Below are 19,330 nucleotides of genomic sequence, written 5' to 3' on the forward strand. Positions count from 1 at the left end.
AAATGCCTGCTAATAAAATCCATATAGGTACTTCAGGATGGCTTTATAAACATTGGATTGGAAGATTTTATCCTGAAGGAAGCAACGCAAAGCAGCAATGGCAATTCTATGCCGGCCATTTCGATACCGTTGAAATAAATAATTCTTTTTACAGGTGGCCTGATCGTTCAGTATTTGAGGGATGGTATAAAAACTCACCGCAGAACATGCTGTTTTCGGTGAAAGCAAGCCGCTTCATTACGCACATGCGAAAGCTTACACAACCGGAAGCACCCATTACAAAACTATTTGATAATATAACTGCGTTAAGAAATAAGCTGGGACCGGTTTTATTTCAGCTTCCGCCAAAATGGAAAATAAATGTAATAAGGCTAAGCGATTTCCTGGAGGCCTTGCCAAAAGGTTACAGGTATGCGTTTGAATTCAGAGACGATACGTGGTATCACGAAGATATATATCAGCTCCTGCAGCAGCATAACTGCGCTTTCTGCATCTATCAACTCGCAGGCCATACTTCACCCATGAAGATTACTGCAGATTTTGTGTATGTAAGGCTACACGGGCCAACCGAAATGAAATACCAGGGCAGTTATAATAATATTGCACTTAAGAAATGGGCGAAGCAAATTCTTAGCTGGCAAAAAGAAAAAAAAGACGTGTACTTCTATTTCGATAACGACCAGGAAGCCTATGCTGTTTTTAATGCACTTACATTAAAAACGCTCGTAAAAAAACAGGTACATTGAAACCAAAACAGGACGCTTAAATATCGTTGCATCTAATCTGAAAATAAATATTACACACAGTTTATTTTATAAAAATGCGCTCAGTGCTCAGGCGCATAATTTTCTTTCTTCATGAAATATATTCAGGCTTCGCTATCGCCATCTTGTTATATTTATTCCGGTACTCAATTGGTGAAAGCCCCGTTAGTTTTTTGAATAAGTCGCGGAATGCTTTAGTATCTGTATAACCTACATCATACATAACTTCATTAATATTTTTCCGGCTCGTTTCAAATTGTTTTTTTGCTGCTTCTATTTTAATCCGCTGAATATATTCTAATACAGAATTGCTGGTGGCCTGCCTGAACCTTCTTTCAAATGTGCGGCGGCCTATTGCTGTTATTTTTGCCAGTTCATTAGTAGAAATTTTTTCATGAATGTTCTTTTCAATGTATTCCTGCGCCTTCAGTATTTCTTTGTCCGTATGATTTTTCTGTCCTTTAAACATTGCAAAAGTGGCCTGGCTGTCTCTGTCAATGTCAATAGCAAAATATTTGGAAGCAAGAATGGCGGTTTCCCTGTTGGTATATTTCTCTACTAAATGCAACAGCAAATTCCAGTAAGAGTTGGCGCCGCCACTGGAGTAGAGTCTTTTTTCTTCTGTTACAATATTACCTTCCACTACTTCCACATCGGGATACATTTCCCTGAACTCATTTTGAAAACCCCAATGCGTTGAACATTTTTTCCCATTTAATAAACCTGTTGAAGCCAATAAAAAAGCGCCTACACAAAGTGATGCCACTTCTGCACCTTTATTATATTGCTCCAGTATCCACGGCACGGCCGCTTTGTTTTTTGCTACGGCCGCCGGCATATCACCAAACAGTGCAGGAATAAAAACCAGATCGGTTTGGTTTACTTCTTTTAACTGCCTGTCTGTGTGCACAGAAAACATCCCGTTATTCAGTTTCACTTCTTTTTTTACACCAACCAGCTCCACATCGAATAAAGGCGCTTTTCCGGCAGAGATTAAAAACTGGTTTACCGTGGTAAATAAATACTGTGGGTCAGCAATGGCCTGCATTACAGAAGATTCAGGTACTAAGATGGATACTTTTTTCATGAAATAAAGATAATCTGTTTCTTGTCATAATCCACCCCTCAAACTGACATGTATGCCACCCGTAAATACCGGTTTTGATTACCATTTTTGTGTTGTCAATTTATTTAAACAACAATTTAAATTTTAGAACATGTCAACTAACAACGTACAACTACACAGGATTTTAGCAGCGCCGCCCGAAAAAGTGTTCAGGGCTTTTACTGATGCTGACGCAATAGCTTCATGGCTGCCACCTTACGGCTTTATTGCCAAAGTGCATGAAATGAATGCGAAAACAGGAGGCGCTTACAAAATGTCTTTTATCAATTTCTCAACCGGCAATGGCCATTCATTTGGAGGTGAATACATAGAAGTCGTTCCTAACGAATTGCTGAAATATACAGACAAGTTTGATGACCCAAACCTTCCCGGTGAAATGATCACTACCATAAAACTCAGGGCAGTATCATGCGGCACAGAACTAATAGCTACGCAGGAAGGAATTCCTTCAGTAATACCGGTAGAGATGTGTTATTTGGGATGGCAGGAATCATTAGACAAATTAAAAAGACTGGTGGAACCCAATATACCTGATGCATAATATAAGCGACACAAATTCAAGATTAACAATATTCATTTATTTAAAACATAATAAATGGCAAAGCAAAAAATAGCGCCATGTTTATGGATAGAAAAAGACGCTAAAAAAGCGGCGAAATATTATCTGTCCATTTTTAAGAATGGCAAAATGATTTCTTATAAAGCCTATAAAAATTCAGGAACGCCAAGTGGTGATTTTGATGTGGCTGAAATGGAATTACTAGGCATGAAATTTCAGATACTGGCCGCAGGGCCAATGTTTAAATTCAGTGAAGCTGTGTCTTTTGTTATTTTTTGCAAAGACCAGCATGAAGTGGATTATTACTGGAAAGCGCTTACTGCAAAGGGTGGCAGCGAAGGACCTTGCGGATGGTGCAAAGATAAATACGGATTATCCTGGCAGGTAATACCTGAACAGCTTTACAAATTGGAAAATCATAAGGAAAAAGCCAAACAGGAATATGCATTCAAGGCAATGCTGAAAATGAAAAAAATAATCATTGCCGACCTGGAAGAAAAATAGCTATCGTAATAACTTGAAATGAAAACCATTTATTCATACCTCTCCTTCAACGGCAATTGCCGTGAAGCAATGGTATTCTATAAAAAATGTCTTGGCGGCGAACTCAGTCTTCAAACGATTGGGGAATCGCCGCTATCAGAAACAATGCCCGCAAAAATGAAAAAATGCATTCTTCATGCTGTACTGTCAAACAAGGAATTTGTGTTAATGGGCACAGATATGGTAAGCGAAAGCGGGTTGTTAAAAGGCAATGCCGTCTCACTCGTGCTTACCTGTTCAAGCGAAAAAGAGATACGGGAATGTTATAAAAAACTTTCACAGGGTGGCGAGCAAACGCATCCTTTGGAAAACACTTTTTGGAACGCATTGTTCGGCGGATTAACAGACAAATATGGTAATACCTGGATACTTAATTATAACAGAGGAGAAATAAAACAGCCATAAAAATGTAGAACATCCGGAGCAACATTAATTCCTTATCTTAACTTTTATAGCAAATGCACAGAAGCAATGAATTTCATAATTCATTTCAATGGAATTATTCCGATTGCTTTGTGAATTATGCACCAGATCCACAATGATGGAAAGCAACAACTATTTATTGAATGCAGGTATTAATTAAATGCCTGTAATTAAAATGAAGAAGCTAATTTTTATTTTCCCGTGTTGTCAAGGCCTTCAAAAGCGCCTGCATCGCCCTGTGATTTTTCTTCGTTCAATCCTTCCTGCTGCGCCGTTTTATGAATACTTTTTTCAGCTTCAGTCATATCTGTATGTTGTTTATTCCTGATCACTTCTTCACCCAATTTACCAGGCGCACTTGCAGCCTGTGTTTTTTGATAATCGTCTTTTTTATCTTCTTTATTCATAACGGTTTTAATGTATATTATATAAATCAATTTTTGAATAAACTTTGGCCACGAAGTCTCTTCACAGGCAACAGCATGAAACATACTGCAACCTGACAGGTTTATTCCTAATGACCATGAAATTATAAGAACTAAATTGTAGGAGTGCCGCCTGTTACCTGTATAGTTGAGCTTGTCATATAACTTGATTCCTGCGATGCAAGCAATACATAAGCCGGCGCCAGTTCAGCAGGTTGTGCTGCACGTTTTAAAGGCACGTCCTTCCCAAAATTTTTTACCTTTTCAAGAGGCATGGTAGAAGGGATTAGCGGCGTCCATACCGGTCCGGGCGCAACACAATTTACCCTTATACCTTTCTCTGCCCAAAGCTGACCGAGCGCTGCGGTGAAATTTTGTATAGCACCTTTTGTTGCTGCATACGCAAGCAAACCCGGCGAAGGTTGATAAGCATTGATAGATGTAGTGTTTATAACTGTGCTGCCCGGCTTAAGATGCGGTTCTGCTAACCGGCACAAATAAAACATAGCAAAAACATTTGTTCTGAATGTGCGGTCCAATTCTTCCGAAGATAATTCCTGTATGGATTTATGCGACATCTGGAAAGCCGCATTGTTTACAAGAATATCTATTCCGCCAAGCTCTTTAACTGCCTGTTCAATAATTTGCCGACAATGCGCTTCATCCTGTATGTCGCCAGGCACCAGCACTGCTTTTCTGCCCGCCTCTTTTACCCATTTTTCTGTTTCTTTTGCATCTTCATGTTCATTGAGATAAGAGATAAGCACATCTGCGCCTTCACGGGCAAAAGCAATAGCTACGGCACGCCCGATGCCCGAATCTGCGCCGGTAATAACCGCCTTTCTTCCTGTAAGCTTTCCCGAGCCTTTATAAGAAGTTTCACCATGATCAACCTGAGGCTGCATTTCACTTTCCTTTCCCGGTACCGGTTGCCGCTGCTCAGGCTGAGGTGGTTGAGGATATTGATTAAGAGGATTTTCCATGTTGCTTTTTTTTGATGTTGTTTGCATCGTTTTTCTTTTAATGTTTATGAAGTTTCAGTTCAGATATTGTGCCAGTAAAGCCTGGACAAGTATGCACGATTTTTTCCGTGCATTGCCGGCTAAAACAAAATCACCAAATCAAAAGGCTGCTTTCAATAACTTTAACAGATAAAATTTTTTGTTGCTTTATCAACCCAGTTTGATAAATTCAAAACAGTGCGGGCAAAATTTAAACAAGCCAAATGGTTATGCGTTTTATTTTTTGGGATATTTCGTTTCCCATTCTTTCATTAATTTTTTATAATTTTCTGCATCAAGCATTTTTATAATATAGTCGAGCTTTTCTTCTTTTCTTTCATCACCTTCCTTCGATTGCGGAGAGCCTACACAAAACAGGAAGCTCAGGCCGGCTACCTGCCAAATCAATTGCAAAAATTCCGATTGCCAGTTTTCCATAGTGTCCCGCATCATTTGCTGAACATAATCTGAAACAACTGGTGTTTGCTGATGCTCCTTTTCTTCATTTACAAATGTGTTCCATCCAAAATACCAGTGAAGTCCTAAAGAAAAAATGAAAAGGAAGAGTGTAATCCATATATAATTTCTTTTTTTAAAACCAGTTATTCTTTGCATATACATATAGTTTTATAGTTAGAAATTATTTACTTCAAAAAAATTAAAGGACGGCATTGCATAATTATTTGTTTAGATAGCAATTATCATCGCAGATACTAAAGCCGGATAACTGAAAGCGCTTATAAAATCATGCCGGATGAGTATTAATCACATGAGGCTTAATAAGTGAAGACCTGAACTTTAAGGCGTAAAAGTTTTGCAGAAATCAACAGGATATTAAAACAATCTTTTAACCGGCGCATTCAATTATAAATAAATGGGGCAAATCTTCTATAAAAATCATACAGTATAAATTTAAACAGCAAAAAAAGTAAAAGATCAATATAAATACACCTGCCTGCCGGCCTTTTTGCTTAAGGCATATACTTTGATTTAATTCGTCATTATAATTAAAATTATTTTCAATGGCCGAACAACAAAGTGCTTTTTATAAAGCATTTAAAAAAGAATTGCTTGAACCGCTAAAAAATTACCTGCTTGAAAATAATGAAACAATTGCAGTAGCTGAGAGCGTAACGTCTGGCCTGCTGCAACTGGCCTTTGGCACCATAAAAGATGCAAGTTGTTTTTACCAGGGTGGAATAACTGCCTATAATCTTGGACAGAAATGCAGGCACCTTTTGGTTGAGCCGGTTCACGCTGCGGCATACGATTGCATCTCTCAAAATGTTGCCAAAGAAATGGCCCTGCATGTTTGCACATTATTCAGGAGTAACTGGGGTTTGAGCATTACCGGTTATGCTGCACCCGTGGAAAAAACCAAAGAAGTTTTTGCTTATTGCAGCATAGCTTATAACACAAGAATTGTTTTTGCTGAAAAAATAATACCACAACACACAGAACCTTCCGAGGTACAACTTGAATATGCCCGTAAACTGCTGCAATATCTTGGGGATTGCATGCATAAAAAATAACTGGCATTTCATGGCAACACATAACTGCATCAAAAAAATAGTGGCATAGTTTTAATTTGATTCATAATTATAATTTGATGCATTATGATTAACAGGGACGGCGCATGCATAAGCCTTTGGCAACAACATGCAACAAAATTTACGGGCAAACAAAATGCGGGGCAAACCTCATTCGATGTAGCAATTGCCGGAGGCGGCATTACAGGCATAACAACCGCATTGCTATTACAGAAAGCCGGCAAAAAATGTATTGTATTTGAAGCTTATAACCTTTGCTTTGGTACCACCGGCGGAAGCACCGCACATTTAAATACGTTGCTGGATAGCCCTTATACCACGCTTATAAAAAATTTTGGAAAAGAGAATGCTGCATTGGTTGCCCGTGCCACTGAACAAGCAATTCAATTGGTTAAGCAGTATATAAATGAATATAAGATAGATTGTGGTTTTAAAGATGCCGCAGCCTATTTATTTGCCGAAAACGATGAACAGGTAAAAGAGCTGGAAAGCATTCACGATGCCTGCCGTGAAGTAAATCTGAAGGCTGTATATGCAAAAGATCTGCCGTTAAACATTTCTTCCAAAAAAACAATGAAGATAGAAGGCCAGGCAAAATTAAACCCGGTTCAATATGTGCATGCGCTGGCACATGCTTTTGAAGATGCGGGCGGCATTATTATGCAGGATTGCCGCGTGGAATCTGTTGCAGATAATGAAGAAGTTGAAATAAAAACTTCAAAAGGAAATTTTCGTTCCTCATTCTTTATTTATGCTACGCATATTCCTACTGGTATTAAATTATTACACTTAAGATGTTCTCCTTATCGCTCGTATGCAATGGCAGTTAGTTTAAAGAATAAAGAATATCCGGCAGATTTATATTATGATATGTATGATCCTTATCATTATGTCCGCAGCCAGGAAATAAACGGGCAGGAATATTTAATAGCAGGTGCTGAAGATCATAAAACAGGACACATAGAAAACACCGGGGAATGTTTTGATAAGCTTGAACAATATGTAAGAAAACATTTTGATATTGAAACAATTGCCAATAAATGGTCTTCCCAATACTTTGAACCCGCTGATGCGCTGCCATATATCGGAGAGCTGCCCGGACATAGTGAAAAAATATTGGTTGCCACAGGTTATGGTGGCAACGGTATTACCTATAGTCATGTGGCTGCTGTTACATTACGTGATATTATTTTAAATAAACCCAATCCATATATCCGGTTATTTAATCCAAACAGGATAAAACCTGTAGCCGGTTTTGTTTCTTTTCTTTCCCATAATGCCGATGTGGTAAAACAATTTGCCGGCCGCATTTTTGGACATGACCAGCTAGATAAAATAAGTGATTTAAAACAAGGCGAAGGAAAAGTAATTAAATATGACGGTGAAGTGATAGCGCTGCATAAAGATGAAAAAGGCCATCTTCATGCAATTCATCCTGTTTGCACACACATGAAATGCGAAGTAAAATTTAACAACGCAGAAAAAAGTTGGGATTGCCCTTGTCATGGTGCGAGGTATAATGTGGATGGCGATGTTATAACGGCCCCTTCCAGTCACAACCTTGAAGATGTAAACATAAAAATGCACAAGCCCTGAATGTATGAAGAGATATCTCTGTCATATAAAAAATTATAAACAGCGGTATATGGTTTTGGAATGATTCCTGTATTTAAAATCATAAATATTTATTATGGCAACTACAACAAAAAAATCAAGTGATAAACGCTCTTTAATTGCTCCAAACGGAGATAAGCGTTATGTGAAAAGAGATGCGCAGGGCCGCTTTAAAGAAAGTGATGATGTGAGCCGTTCATTAAGTGCCGATAAAAGGCAACATGCAAAAACAAAATCAAAACCGGGTTACGGCGATAAAGGCGACAGTTAAGCTATGCCTTCGTCCGTAATCGGGAAGATACAGTATGATCCCGGGACAAAATCGTTAGAGGTGCATTTTGTTTCGGGATTAATATATGTTTATCACGATGTGCCGCAACCTATATATGCAGCCTTTTTATCATTTCGTGAAAAAGGCATTTACTTCAACCGGCATATAAAAGATAAGTACAGGTTTACCAAATTGCCTGGAATACAAACATAGACACATGGCAAGAAGTTTCCATGCAATTTTGCTCTCTTAATGCTTTTACTAAAAGACATTATTCCGGCACTTCAAGCGGCAAATGAATCAGGTTTTGGAAGTGCTGACCGATGGCTCGAATGCAAGACTATTATGTACGCCTTAACTATTCCATTTCCAAATGTCTTAGCTGTTATTCAGCTTCTCCAAAATCTTCCGCTGCGCATCTTTTAATTCATCTTCAGTAAGCTTTATTTTACCTCTTGTAAAATTCAGGTCATCCATAGTATTAATGGGCACGAGGTGCAGGTGGGCATGTGGTACTTCGAGGCCAACGACAGCCATACCGCAGCGTTTGCAATCACAAGATGCTTCTATGGCTTTTGCTATAGGTTTTGCAAATACAAGTATTGATTGCAGATAATCATCTCTTAAATCATATATCTTATCCACTTCAATTTTTGGTATCACCAGCGTATGGCCCGGCACCAGGGGAAATATATCTAGAAACGCATAAAACTTATCATCTTCTGCAATTTTATAAGAAGGGATTTCGCCGGTAATAATTTTTGAAAATATGCTCATAAAAATATTTTAAATACATCAAAAATAAAAAAGCTGCGCAATGTGCGCAGCTTTAAAGTATGGGCAAAAAAAATTAAATAGCTATTTCTTCAATTTTAAATTTCAGGATACCTGTTGGCGCTTTTACCACAGCCACTTCACCTTTTTGCTTACCCAGCAATCCCTGGCCTATGGGTGATGAAACAGAAATTTTATTGGCTTTAAGATCAGCCTCTTTTTCACCAACGATCTGGTAAGTAACCGTTTTTTTGGAAGCCACATTGGTAATGGTTACTTTGGTTAAAATAGAAACCTTGCTGGTGTCAATTTCGCTTGCATCTACAATTCTTGAGCTGGCAATCTGGCCTTCAAGCAATGCAATCTTAGCTTCCAGAATCCCCTGGGCTTCTTTAGCTGAATCGTATTCAGCGTTCTCTTTCAAATCGCCCTTTTCTCTTGCTTCGGCAATGGCACGTGAAGCCGCAGGCCTTTCAACAGATTTCATGTGTTGCAATTCCTGCCGCATTTTTTCAAACGCTTCCTTTGAAACGTACATAGTGTCACTCATAATATCTGGTTTTAAACGAGTAAAAAAAAATACAACGCCACAAATACATGCAGCGTTGCATAATCACAAATATAGTAAAAAACGTGTTAAACAAACGCAACAAATAAAATATTATAGCCCGTTTTATGCGCCTTCTACCAGGATGATTATTTGTTGTACAACGCCGTTAGAAACAGCCCTTTTGTTTAATAAAAATGACAGATGAAAGCAACTCTATTTCTCATGGAAATAATAATTTTTATTTTTTATCATATAACAATGAAACTTAATTTTAAGTAATATTTCAGGGGCTGATTTGCTCTAGTAATTGCTGCTGCTATCTATCGTTTAATCTCTCACAATGAAACAAACATCTGCCAAAACAAAAATTACAGTTGAAGATTTTACGCAACAGCCTGAGGTGCTGCAATGTCTCGAACAATTAAAGGTAGCATTTGATACAACTAAAGGCGGCCGTGAATTTATTATTTCTGATGTGCTGGATAAAGAAGGCCATCAATATGTAAACCTTGTGCAGAAAGGCGGTGGTGTTTTAGGCGTTGCATTGGTGGGCTACACTTACATTCTTGAAGAAATGGGCGTGCGTTTCATACGGCTTGCAGGTACCAGCGCCGGCGCAATAAATACGGCTTTAATGACCGTGATTGGAACAGAACCCAATACCAGTAACAATTCAAAACAAAAAGTAAAAGGCAATAAAAAAATAGCAAAATCAAAAAAAATATTGCAGGCTATTTGTGACCTTGATTTCTTTAGTCTTGTTGACGGCCATCCCGCGGCCAGGGCACTTATTCAATTGTTTATTAAAGACAAGAATTTCAACGCACAGCTCAGCAAATGGTTAACCATTATGCTTATAACTTTAATTGCACTGCCCATGCTTGGTTTTATCGGCCTGGGCTTGCAACACATCTATACATGGATGGCGGGCATCACAACAACTGTATTTATTATAACCGGCCTTTATTTCACCTTGGTGCTTATACTTTGCGGTTATCTTTTTTTTCTTGCAAAGCGCCTAAAAAGTGCAGGTTTTGGAATAAACCCCGGCGATGTTTTTTACGACTGGATTAAAGCCCGCCTGCTCGAAAACAATATTAAAACGGTTTCTGATCTTATTGAAGCAGCCTCTACGCCTGTTGACGATTTATATCTCAGGGAAGAAAGTGTTGAAAGCCTTAACGGGCTGGAAGGTGATGTAACTTTTATTGCTTCGGAAATTGTATCGCAGAACAAGATAGAGTTTCCAAAAATGAGCGGGCTTTTCAGAGAGAATATAAATGATCTACAACCCGCCGGTTTCATACGGGCATCCATGTCTATACCCATTTTTTTTGAATCCTATTTTATAAGCGATATACCATGTGAAGAAAAAAATATCCGGCAATTATGGGAAGATATGCTGGAAAAAACAAAACCGCCTTCCACCGCCAGGTTTGTAGATGGCGGTATTCTCTCTAATTTTCCTATCAATATTTTTTACAACCCTAAAGTGGATGTGCCCCGCCTGCCCTCATTTGGTATTGACCTTGATGATGAAAAGGACCCAGGCGATGTTTATGGCGAAAGCTGGCGGCAAATGCCCGTTACAGATAGGAAGACAAATGATGAAGGAGAAGATTCTGAAAACTGGAGCCTGACCGGATATATTTACCGGTTGTTTAATACCGTAAGGTTTTATTACGATAAAGATTTTCTTATTAAAAACAAATTTTATAAAAAAGGAATTGGTTCCATTCCGTTGAAAGGATTTAACTGGCTTAATTTCTTTTTAGAAGATGAAGACAAGATGAAAATGTTTGTACTTGGCGCTAAAACTGCAACAGCGTTTTTACTGAATTTCAACTGGCAGGAATATAAAGCAGGAAGGAAAGAAATGCAGCTAAAATTAAACCAGGAGAAATAGCGCTTTTATAAAAAATTTCTATAACTGCATCAAAAAAATAGTTATGCTTTTATACAATTTAAATAACTGGCAATTATTCACCATAGCTTTTGGCTTAATGCTTTTTGTATCATTTATAATGATGATACAAAGCCGCAATTTTTATACATTCCATCTTACCAAAAGAAGGTTCAGCATTATGGAACTGGAAACGCCGGCCACTTATGCAGAACTGGTTAAAGTGATAAAAGGCTTATATGCATTGCCTGCTAATGACAGCAAAAAATCTATCGGTGCATTAAGAAGGCAGTTATGGGTCGATTTTCTTTTTATGCCGCTTGCCTACGGCAGCGTATTTTTAATTTGCCTGCAGGTATCCATAAAATTTGAGCCAGGCTTTTGGCACTGCATATTTTTAATACTTGCAGTATTACAGCTTATTCCGTGGCTATGTGACATCATCGAAAATATTTACCTGTTAAAAAAAATTAAGCAGGGGCCCAACATTAACGATTCAAAAGAAGCACTGGCTGCAAAACGCAAATCACATAAAGCATATCTTATTATGGAAGGTTTTAAATGGGGCATAGCGCTTGGCGCAACTGTTTCAGCTATAAGCGCTGTTTGCTTTTTTTGGTTAACAGGAAACTATACGGCTTCATCTTTAAAATACTTACTAATAACCCTTGCCGAAATAATTGTTTTTTTAATACTTGCAGGCATATTTAATAAAAAGAAAGCAGTGGTTAGATAGTTTTAAACTGTAATAATATATGGCAAACTGACTTGGCTTTGCATGCATTAGATCAATTAGTTTTACGCTGCCATTTTTTATATTCCATTTTCATACAATGCCCGCAGGGCCTGTAATTGAGGGCAAGCGCTTCTTTTTCGCTGGCAAAGAAAACCCTGTTTTCCCGCTTCATTCTTTTACCGGACGCACAACTTAATTTGCCATATATTTTCAGCTTCCTGTTTCCTCCAAATAAAATTTCCTGCTTCCTGATTCTATATCGTAAATCAATGTTAGATATTTCATCATGCCTTATCATTCATGCTAACTTAATGCATCATGAAAAATGATTCCCAGTGTGTAGCGGCTTCCATGCTGCACTTCGCTTACACCATGCTTCATGTTTGCCCGGTAGTAGCCTTTAGTGCTTTTCTCCGGTTTAAAGTTGGTTGTAAAAATCAATGCATCACCTTTGCGCGGATTCATAACAATCGCTTTGGACTGCGCTCTTGGAACCTGCTGTGTTAATAAAAACTCGCCGCCCGTAAAATCTTTTCCAGGTTCACTAAGCATCAATACTATCTGCATAGGAAAATAAATATCGCCATACAAATCCTGGTGCAATGTGTTGAATCCGCCTTTGCCATATTTCAAAATCAATACAGTTGCTTTCTCTTGTTTGTTATTATGACATTCTTTCAACAACGCTGCATGAGCTTCCGGAAATTGCCTGTTAATATGCAGGTTTTTGAACCATACATTGGCTATACATGCCAGATGAGGATAAATATTTTCGCGGATTGTTTGAATGATGGCCGGCAACGGGTAGTTGAAATATTTGTATTCGCCAAAACCAAAGATATAACGTTCCATCACAACGGTTTTACGATATGCATTTGAATCAGGATACGCAGCTTTCAATGCTTCACAATCTTCATTGGCCAGTAATCCCGGAATAATGGCATATCCATTCTGATGCATTCTTTCTGTAATATTGTCCCAATCTGTATTTTGTATTTTTTGAATGATGTGCTGCATTAATACTGCTTTAATTTTCAGAATTTGTTTTTACGCCTTCCCAGCCTATGATAGCTGCTTTTCTTGTTGGCCCCCACATATAACCGCCAAAATTTCCTGCTGACTGAATAACACGGTGACAGGGAATAAGGTAGGCTACGGGGTTATTGCCGATAGCTGTTCCAACTGCTCTTGATGCTTGTATGTTACCAATTTGCTCAGCAATATTTTTGTATGTTGATAGTTTTCCCATCGGTATTTTCAACAGGCTTTCCCACACTTTTAATTGAAAGCCGGTTCCTTTCAAATGCAGCTTAATTTCATGCAGCCTGCTCCAGTCGTTTTGAAAAATGAATAAAGCATTTTGCTGCAATAAATCCAGCTTTCTTTCAACAGCAGCATTGGGAAATTTAGTTTTAAGATTATTAATCGCTTTTTCTTCATCATCCTCAAAAGCCATATAACAAATACCCTTTGAGGTGGAAGCAACTATCAGGCTGCCAAAAGGGCTTTCCGCAAAACTGTAATTGATAAAAAGATTTTTGCCGCCATTTTTATATTCGGCAGGCGTCATCCCTTCAATGTTTACAAATAAATCATGCAAGCGGCTCGTGCTTGAAAGCCCTGTTTCAAAGGTTGCATCAAATAGTGTTGTGCGGCCATCTGCCAGCGTTTTTTTAGCATGCTCCACGCTTATATATTGCAGGAATTTTTTCGGGCTGGTGCCTGCCCATTCAGTAAATAACCGCTGAAAATGCGAAGGGCTTAAATGTATCTTTTCAGCAACTTCATCAAGATTGGGCTGTTCCCTGAAGTTTTGCCGGATATAATCAATTGCCTGTGCAATACGGTCATAATTAATTTTTTCCTTTGTCTCCATTTCTTCCAAATTTTGTAATGCAAAAATCCACATGATTTTGCTGTTAAAAAATCCGAAACCTGCTAAGTTTTATTATGAGTAATCCGGAAAAATAAATTTTATTATAGTCACAGTGCACAGATATAAATTTGTGCATTGGAGACTATAAGTTCTTAACATTTATTATGCTTATTAAGCACGGACGGCAACCGAAATCCTTGAAAAATCTTTACCTGTCATTAAATAAATAACTCAGAATTTCAGTAGATATTTTAAGCATAAATTTTATACGTTAAATGTTGAAAACTGCCGCTCAACCGCCCTGTCAAAATTTTGTAATTTTGCAGCCGATGAATCGAACAAATAACAAAAAAATTAAAATAGCAATCCTCGATCTTTATGAAGGCGCTGCCAACCAGGGTATGCGTTGTTTGCAGCAAATCGTAGATGAATGGGCTTTAAAAAACAATAAAGATGTTCAGCTTGATATTTTTGATGTGCGGCTGAAGCTTGAACTGCCAGATCTTTCTTATGATGCTTACATTTCAAGTGGTGGACCCGGCTCACCAATGGATACGGCCGGTCTTGAATGGGACAAGAAATTTATGCATTGGATTAAACAGGTTAATAACTGGAATAATGATTTCAGCAACTATCCCAAAAAGCATGTATTCTTTATCTGCCATAGTTTCCAGCTTGCCTGCAGGCATTTTAAAGTGGGCAATGTTTGTGCGCGTAATTCAACTTCATTCGGTACATTTCCTGTACACATGACGTTCGATGGCGCCAACGAAATGGTTTTTGCCGGCATGAAAGATCCTTTTTATGCTGTTGACAGCCGTGATTACCAGGTTATTCAGCCTAACCATAACCGCCTGAAAGAAATGGGTGCAAAAATATTGGCTATCGAAAAAGAACGGCCGCATGTGCACTACGAAAGAGCAATCATGGCTATTCGCTTTAATGATTATTTCATTGGCACACAGTTTCATCCCGAAGCTGACGCTGTTGGCATGACGGTGCATTTGCATACGCCCGACAGGAAAGAAACGGTTATTAAAAATTATGGTGAGGCTAAATGGCAAAGCATGATCGAACACCTGAACGATCCGGATAAAATTTTATGGACATACAGCCACATCATTCCAAATTTTCTCAATATTGCTATTGAAGAATTAGTAGAGAATTAATTTTTGATGGCCGGCTGTAGTAATGCTATTTAACTTCCCTGCCTGATCTGTGTTCACGCAGGCAGGATTTGGTCACGCACTTCAACAATTGGTTTATTAATCAGCCACACTTGAAACTTAAAAACACAAAAGGTTATTCAGTCATTCAGCAATGGCTTGCATCTAAAAACATGCAGGCATTCCGTTTCCAGGAAGAAACATGGCAACACATCATTAATAATAAAAGTGGTTTGGTAAATGCACCCACCGGGTGCGGTAAAACTTTTTCTGTTTTTTTGGGCAGTCTTATTCAATTTATTAATAACAATCCCGATAATTATCAAAAAGAAAAAAATAATGGCTTACAATTATTGTGGATAACACCCTTGCGTGCATTGGCAAAAGATATTGGCCGGGCTATGGAAGAAGTAATAGAAGCGCTTGGCATGCAATGGCAAATTGGTATCCGCAACGGCGATACCGATATAAACGAACGGCAACGGCAAACCCGCAATACGCCCGAAGTTTTAATTATCACGCCTGAAAGTTTAATGTTGCTCCTCGCACAAAAAAACTATCCCAATTTCTTTAAATCCCTACATATTATAGCTGTTGACGAATGGCATGAGCTACTGGGCAGCAAACGCGGTGTGCAGGTGGAATTGGCCATAAGCAGGATTTTAGCTGTAAGCGGCAAACTGCAAGCTGCAAGCGAGGAAAAACCGGCTGGGGTTAAGCGGCAGAAACTCGCAGCTCATAGCACACAGCTCACAGCTTCTGTTTGGGGTATCAGCGCAACCATTGGTAATCTTGATGAGGCGCGTGAAGTGCTGTTGTCAAGCTTAAACTCTCCCCTCTATAGGAATGAAGTTGGAGGGGAGGTTGTAGTTAAGGCCCGCATGGATAAACGTATCGAAGTAATTTCAGTTCTCCCTGATGAAATTGAAAAATACCCGTGGGCAGGCCATCTTGGTATTAAACTGGCAGAGAAAGTTGTGCCTATTGTTGAACAAAGCAATACCACGCTCATCTTCATCAATACAAGAAGCATGAGCGAATTATGGTATCAAACCTTGCTCACCATTGCACCACAATTTGCGGGTGTTATGGCATTGCATCATGGCAGTATTGAGCATGAATTAAGAATTTGGGTGGAAGAAGCTTTACACGCGCAAAAATTAAAAGCGGTTGTATGTACGGCCAGCCTTGACCTGGGTGTTGATTTCCGCCCTGTTGATACGGTGATACAGGTTGGCTCGCCCAAAGGCGTTGCCCGTTTTTTGCAGCGCGCAGGCAGAAGCGGCCATGCACCAGGCGATATAAGTAAAGTATATTTTCTGCCCACCCATTCGCTTGAACTGGTGGAAGCAGCAGCCTTAAAATCGGCTATTCATGAGCAGGTGATTGAAAGCCGGCAACCTATGCTGTTATGCTTTGATGTACTGATGCAATACTTATGCACGCTTGCCATTGGTGAAGGTTTTAGGCAGGAAGAAATTTTGGAGGAAATAAAAGGGACGTATTGTTTTCGGGATATTACTGCTGAAGAATGGAATGAAATATTACAGCAGATAACCGACGGCGGCAGGGCATTGGAAAATTATGATGAATATAAAAAAGTGGAGATTGATGAGAAAGGCCTTTATCGCATCAGGAACAGGCGTATTGCCATGCGGCACCGCATGCAGATAGGCACGATTGTAAGCGACGCTATGATGAAAGTGCGCATGATGAACGGCAGTTATATCGGCATGATAGAAGAATGGTTTTTAAGCCGTCTTGAGCCTGGCGACGCATTCACATTTGCAGGGCGTAATCTTGAACTGGTGATGATTAAGGAAATGACAGCACATGTAAAAATATCACCCAAAAAAAAATCGATCATTCCAAGCTGGATGGGCGGCCGCATGAGTTTAACAGCTAATCTCGGCATGCTACTGCGCCGCACTTTCAACAAGGCATTAAAGCCTGATTCACCTGAACTGAAAGCATTACAACCATTGTTTAAACTACAGCAACATTTATCACATATTCCGCAAAGTGATGAATTGCTGATTGAACAAATTGAAAGCAAAGATGGCTTTCATTTATTGGTTTATCCTTTTGAAGGCAGGCAGATTCATGAAGCGATGAGTTCAATTCTCGCCTGGCGAATAAGCCAGATAACGCCTATTACTTTTTCCATAGCCATGAATGATTATGGCTTTGAATTATTGAGCGATCAGCCGGTGCCTGTGGACGATACCAACGTGCGTGAATTGTTTACTACAAATGATTTAATAGCCGATATTCAGCGCAGCGTAAACTCTGTTGAAATGGCGTCAAGAAAATTCCGGGATATAGCTGTTATTGGTGGATTAATTTTTACGGGTTATCCCGGCGAGCCTAAAAAAGCAAAACATTTGCAGGCCTCTGCATCACTGTTGTTTAGAGTGTTCAGCGAATATGATCCTAACAACATTTTGCTAAAGCAGGCTTATCACGAAGTGTTTGAACAGCAGATGGAAGAAGTGCGTTTGCGCACGGCTTTGGAACGTATTCAGCAAAATGAAATCGTTTTAAAATTTCCGCAACGTTTCACACCGCTCTCCTTCCCTATTATTGTGGATGGATTAAGCCGTTACAATCTTTCATCGGAAAAGTTTGAAGACAGGATAAGAAAAATGCAGAACCATTTGGAATAATGATGGTTCTGTCAAAATTTAATCATAAAAATTTTACGACAAAAAATATAGATATCTAAACACTTTAAAACATATTTAATTGAAAACATTTATATCAATCTTATTAGCGCTTATTTCATTTAATATACAGGCGCAAACTGATTCCGCTAAAACATTGCTCTGGCAAATAACCGGGCCGGGCATTACAACGCCTTCTTATTTATATGGTACTATTCATTTAATGTGCCCGGATGATATTGTGGTAAATACGGAGCTGCGAGCAAAATTCTATTCAACCAAACAATTATACCTTGAACTGGATATGGATGATCCATCCATACTGATGAAAACCATGCAGCAAATGACCATGAAAAATGATACTACGCTTAAACAACTTTTACCTCCAAAGCAATATGATTCTGTTGTGTCAGCCTTTCAAAATATATCAGGGCTCCCGCTAACTATGATGCAAAAAATGAAGCCGCAGCTAATTGAATCTGCCATTTATCCAAAGCTGCTTGGATGCGATGGAGCGCAGGCCTGGGAGCAAAAATTTATGCAAATGGCAAAAGCCAATGATATGGAAATCAAAGGGCTTGAAGAAGTAGAAGACCAGTTAAAAATATTTGATGAAATTCCGTATAAAGCACAGGCGGAGGAATTTGCAGAATCAGTGCTGCACATTGACAGCGTTAAAAAGAGTTTTAATAAGATGCTTGATTTATACAAGCAAAAAGACCTGGATGCTTTAAGCAAAATGATGGATGAAACAGGCACGCCCTCTGATTTTATGGATATGCTTCTAAATAACCGCAATAAAAAATGGATACCTGAAATTATTGAACAGGCTAAATTGAAACCCACATTTTTTGCTGTGGGCGCCGCCCATCTTGGCAATACCAATGGCGTTATTAACCTGCTAAGGCAAAAAGGATATACTGTTACACCTGTTTTTTATTAAAAAACTTCAACACAATAAACCTTTTACCTTTTTGCAACTCAATAGGTTTAATATGGCATGCTGTTGGTGCTTATTAAATCAATAAATTTTCTTATGAAAAAGCTATTTGTAATTTTTAGCCTTGCTGCAAGTGCTTTAATTTTCAATAGCTGCAGCACTTCCCATTATGTTGCAGAACAACCTGTGGCGCCTGTTTATGCAAGGCCGGTTTCACCCGGGCCAACATACGTGTGGGTTGACGGAGACTGGCGCTGGCACAGGGGCCGTTATGTTTATGTAAACGGTCACTGGGCAAGGCGGAGGTCGCATCAGGCCTGGGTTAATGGCAGTTGGGCAAGAGGGCCTCACGGTTTTTACTGGAGGAAGGGACATTGGAGATAACATAATAAAGGCTGCTTTCTGCAGCCTTTATATTTAATATTGTTTTTTAACTAAACGATGTT

At 38.9% G+C, this 19,330-nt stretch carries 23 protein-coding genes; 14 read left to right on the top strand and 9 right to left on the bottom strand.

Annotation, left to right across the window (positions count from 1 at the left end; genetic code table 11):
- Positions 1–2: 2 nt before the first annotated feature.
- Positions 3–746 (top strand): DUF72 domain-containing protein, encoded by a 744-nt coding sequence (locus ACTHN6_RS11220; RefSeq protein WP_440435851.1) that lies wholly within the window; start codon positions 3–5, stop codon positions 744–746.
- 109 nt (positions 747–855) lie between these two features.
- On the opposite strand, the gene ACTHN6_RS11225 is transcribed toward ACTHN6_RS11220, so the two are convergent.
- On the bottom strand, positions 856–1,851 hold the full coding sequence (locus tag ACTHN6_RS11225) for a GlxA family transcriptional regulator (RefSeq protein ID WP_440435852.1): 996 nt from the start codon (positions 1,849–1,851) through the stop codon (positions 856–858).
- 130 nt (positions 1,852–1,981) lie between these two features.
- Here ACTHN6_RS11225 and ACTHN6_RS11230 point away from each other — a divergent pair, with 130 nt between their 5' ends.
- The 3 genes from ACTHN6_RS11230 to ACTHN6_RS11240 are packed head-to-tail and all read left to right on the top strand — an operon-like array spanning position 1,982 to position 3,397.
- The gene (locus ACTHN6_RS11230; RefSeq protein ID WP_440435853.1) at positions 1,982–2,431 is read left to right on the top strand and encodes an SRPBCC family protein; all 450 of its coding nucleotides are present in this window, start codon (positions 1,982–1,984) and stop codon (positions 2,429–2,431) included.
- Positions 2,432–2,485: 54 nt separating this feature from the next.
- Complete coding sequence (locus ACTHN6_RS11235) at positions 2,486–2,953, top strand: VOC family protein (RefSeq protein ID WP_440435854.1); 468 nt, start codon at positions 2,486–2,488, stop codon at positions 2,951–2,953.
- 18 nt (positions 2,954–2,971) lie between these two features.
- Positions 2,972–3,397 carry a VOC family protein gene (locus ACTHN6_RS11240; RefSeq protein WP_440435855.1) on the top strand — a complete coding sequence of 142 codons (426 nt, stop codon included), beginning with the start codon at positions 2,972–2,974 and terminating at the stop codon, positions 3,395–3,397.
- 209 nt (positions 3,398–3,606) lie between these two features.
- Here the strand turns inward: ACTHN6_RS11240 and ACTHN6_RS11245 are convergent, their stop codons facing one another.
- From ACTHN6_RS11245 to ACTHN6_RS11255, 3 genes are all read right to left on the bottom strand, one after another.
- Positions 3,607–3,822, bottom strand: a complete 216-nt coding sequence (locus tag ACTHN6_RS11245) for a hypothetical protein (RefSeq protein ID WP_440435856.1) — start codon at positions 3,820–3,822, stop codon at positions 3,607–3,609.
- A gap of 131 nt (positions 3,823–3,953) precedes the next feature.
- On the bottom strand, positions 3,954–4,823 hold the full coding sequence (locus ACTHN6_RS11250) for an SDR family oxidoreductase (RefSeq protein WP_440435857.1): 870 nt from the start codon (positions 4,821–4,823) through the stop codon (positions 3,954–3,956).
- 255 nt (positions 4,824–5,078) lie between these two features.
- On the bottom strand, positions 5,079–5,456 hold the full coding sequence (locus tag ACTHN6_RS11255) for a DUF6766 family protein (protein ID WP_440435858.1): 378 nt from the start codon (positions 5,454–5,456) through the stop codon (positions 5,079–5,081).
- A 407-nt stretch (positions 5,457–5,863) separates the two neighbouring features.
- Between ACTHN6_RS11255 and ACTHN6_RS11260 the strand changes: the two genes are divergently transcribed.
- The 4 genes from ACTHN6_RS11260 (at position 5,864) to ACTHN6_RS11275 (ending at position 8,489) form a co-directional block, all read left to right on the top strand.
- On the top strand, positions 5,864–6,373 hold the full coding sequence (locus tag ACTHN6_RS11260; protein ID WP_440435859.1) for a CinA family protein: 510 nt from the start codon (positions 5,864–5,866) through the stop codon (positions 6,371–6,373).
- 84 nt (positions 6,374–6,457) lie between these two features.
- Positions 6,458–7,987, top strand: coding sequence for an FAD-dependent oxidoreductase (locus ACTHN6_RS11265; protein WP_440435860.1), 1,530 nt, complete (start codon positions 6,458–6,460; stop codon positions 7,985–7,987).
- Positions 7,988–8,081: 94 nt separating this feature from the next.
- On the top strand, positions 8,082–8,276 hold the full coding sequence (locus ACTHN6_RS11270) for a hypothetical protein (RefSeq protein WP_440435861.1): 195 nt from the start codon (positions 8,082–8,084) through the stop codon (positions 8,274–8,276).
- A gap of 3 nt (positions 8,277–8,279) precedes the next feature.
- Entirely contained in the window at positions 8,280–8,489 is a 210-nt protein-coding gene (locus ACTHN6_RS11275) for a KTSC domain-containing protein (RefSeq protein WP_440435862.1), read from the top strand.
- Positions 8,490–8,654: 165 nt separating this feature from the next.
- On the opposite strand, the gene ACTHN6_RS11280 is transcribed toward ACTHN6_RS11275, so the two are convergent.
- Positions 8,655–9,053, bottom strand: a complete 399-nt coding sequence (locus ACTHN6_RS11280; RefSeq protein WP_440435863.1) for an HIT family protein — start codon at positions 9,051–9,053, stop codon at positions 8,655–8,657.
- 73 nt (positions 9,054–9,126) lie between these two features.
- Positions 9,127–9,600 carry a transcription elongation factor GreA gene (gene greA / locus ACTHN6_RS11285; RefSeq protein WP_440435864.1) on the bottom strand — a complete coding sequence of 158 codons (474 nt, stop codon included), beginning with the start codon at positions 9,598–9,600 and terminating at the stop codon, positions 9,127–9,129.
- A gap of 340 nt (positions 9,601–9,940) precedes the next feature.
- Here greA and ACTHN6_RS11290 point away from each other — a divergent pair, with 340 nt between their 5' ends.
- Together ACTHN6_RS11290 and ACTHN6_RS11295 are read left to right on the top strand one after the other, a co-directional pair.
- The gene (locus tag ACTHN6_RS11290) at positions 9,941–11,506 is read left to right on the top strand and encodes a patatin-like phospholipase family protein (RefSeq protein WP_440435865.1); all 1,566 of its coding nucleotides are present in this window, start codon (positions 9,941–9,943) and stop codon (positions 11,504–11,506) included.
- A gap of 43 nt (positions 11,507–11,549) precedes the next feature.
- A complete protein-coding gene (locus ACTHN6_RS11295; protein WP_440435866.1) occupies positions 11,550–12,239 on the top strand; it encodes a hypothetical protein in 690 nt (229 codons plus the stop codon).
- Positions 12,240–12,291: 52 nt separating this feature from the next.
- On the opposite strand, the gene ACTHN6_RS11300 is transcribed toward ACTHN6_RS11295, so the two are convergent.
- From ACTHN6_RS11300 to ACTHN6_RS11310, 3 genes are read right to left on the bottom strand one after another with little or no spacing between them, the layout of a single operon-like run.
- Complete coding sequence (locus tag ACTHN6_RS11300; RefSeq protein WP_440435867.1) at positions 12,292–12,537, bottom strand: Ada metal-binding domain-containing protein; 246 nt, start codon at positions 12,535–12,537, stop codon at positions 12,292–12,294.
- 5 nt (positions 12,538–12,542) lie between these two features.
- Positions 12,543–13,256, bottom strand: coding sequence for a 2OG-Fe(II) oxygenase (locus ACTHN6_RS11305; protein ID WP_440435868.1), 714 nt, complete (start codon positions 13,254–13,256; stop codon positions 12,543–12,545).
- 10 nt (positions 13,257–13,266) lie between these two features.
- Positions 13,267–14,115, bottom strand: a complete 849-nt coding sequence (locus ACTHN6_RS11310; RefSeq protein WP_440435869.1) for a methylated-DNA--[protein]-cysteine S-methyltransferase — start codon at positions 14,113–14,115, stop codon at positions 13,267–13,269.
- Between the two features lie 329 nt (positions 14,116–14,444).
- On the opposite strand from ACTHN6_RS11310, the gene ACTHN6_RS11315 reads away from it, so the two are divergent.
- The 4 genes from ACTHN6_RS11315 (at position 14,445) to ACTHN6_RS11330 (ending at position 19,268) form a co-directional block, all read left to right on the top strand.
- On the top strand, positions 14,445–15,284 hold the full coding sequence (locus tag ACTHN6_RS11315) for a type 1 glutamine amidotransferase (protein ID WP_440435870.1): 840 nt from the start codon (positions 14,445–14,447) through the stop codon (positions 15,282–15,284).
- A 110-nt stretch (positions 15,285–15,394) separates the two neighbouring features.
- Positions 15,395–17,947 (top strand): ligase-associated DNA damage response DEXH box helicase, encoded by a 2,553-nt coding sequence (locus tag ACTHN6_RS11320; RefSeq protein WP_440435871.1) that lies wholly within the window; start codon positions 15,395–15,397, stop codon positions 17,945–17,947.
- A 79-nt stretch (positions 17,948–18,026) separates the two neighbouring features.
- Positions 18,027–18,887: a TraB/GumN family protein gene (locus ACTHN6_RS11325; protein WP_440435872.1), complete on the top strand. Its 861-nt coding sequence runs from the start codon at positions 18,027–18,029 to the stop codon at positions 18,885–18,887.
- A gap of 93 nt (positions 18,888–18,980) precedes the next feature.
- On the top strand, positions 18,981–19,268 hold the full coding sequence (locus ACTHN6_RS11330) for a hypothetical protein (RefSeq protein WP_440435873.1): 288 nt from the start codon (positions 18,981–18,983) through the stop codon (positions 19,266–19,268).
- The last annotated feature ends 62 nt before the right edge of the window (positions 19,269–19,330 follow it).

It is taken from the genome of Parafilimonas sp., from assembly GCF_051953455.1.
GTDB lineage: Bacteria > Bacteroidota > Bacteroidia > Chitinophagales > Chitinophagaceae > Parafilimonas.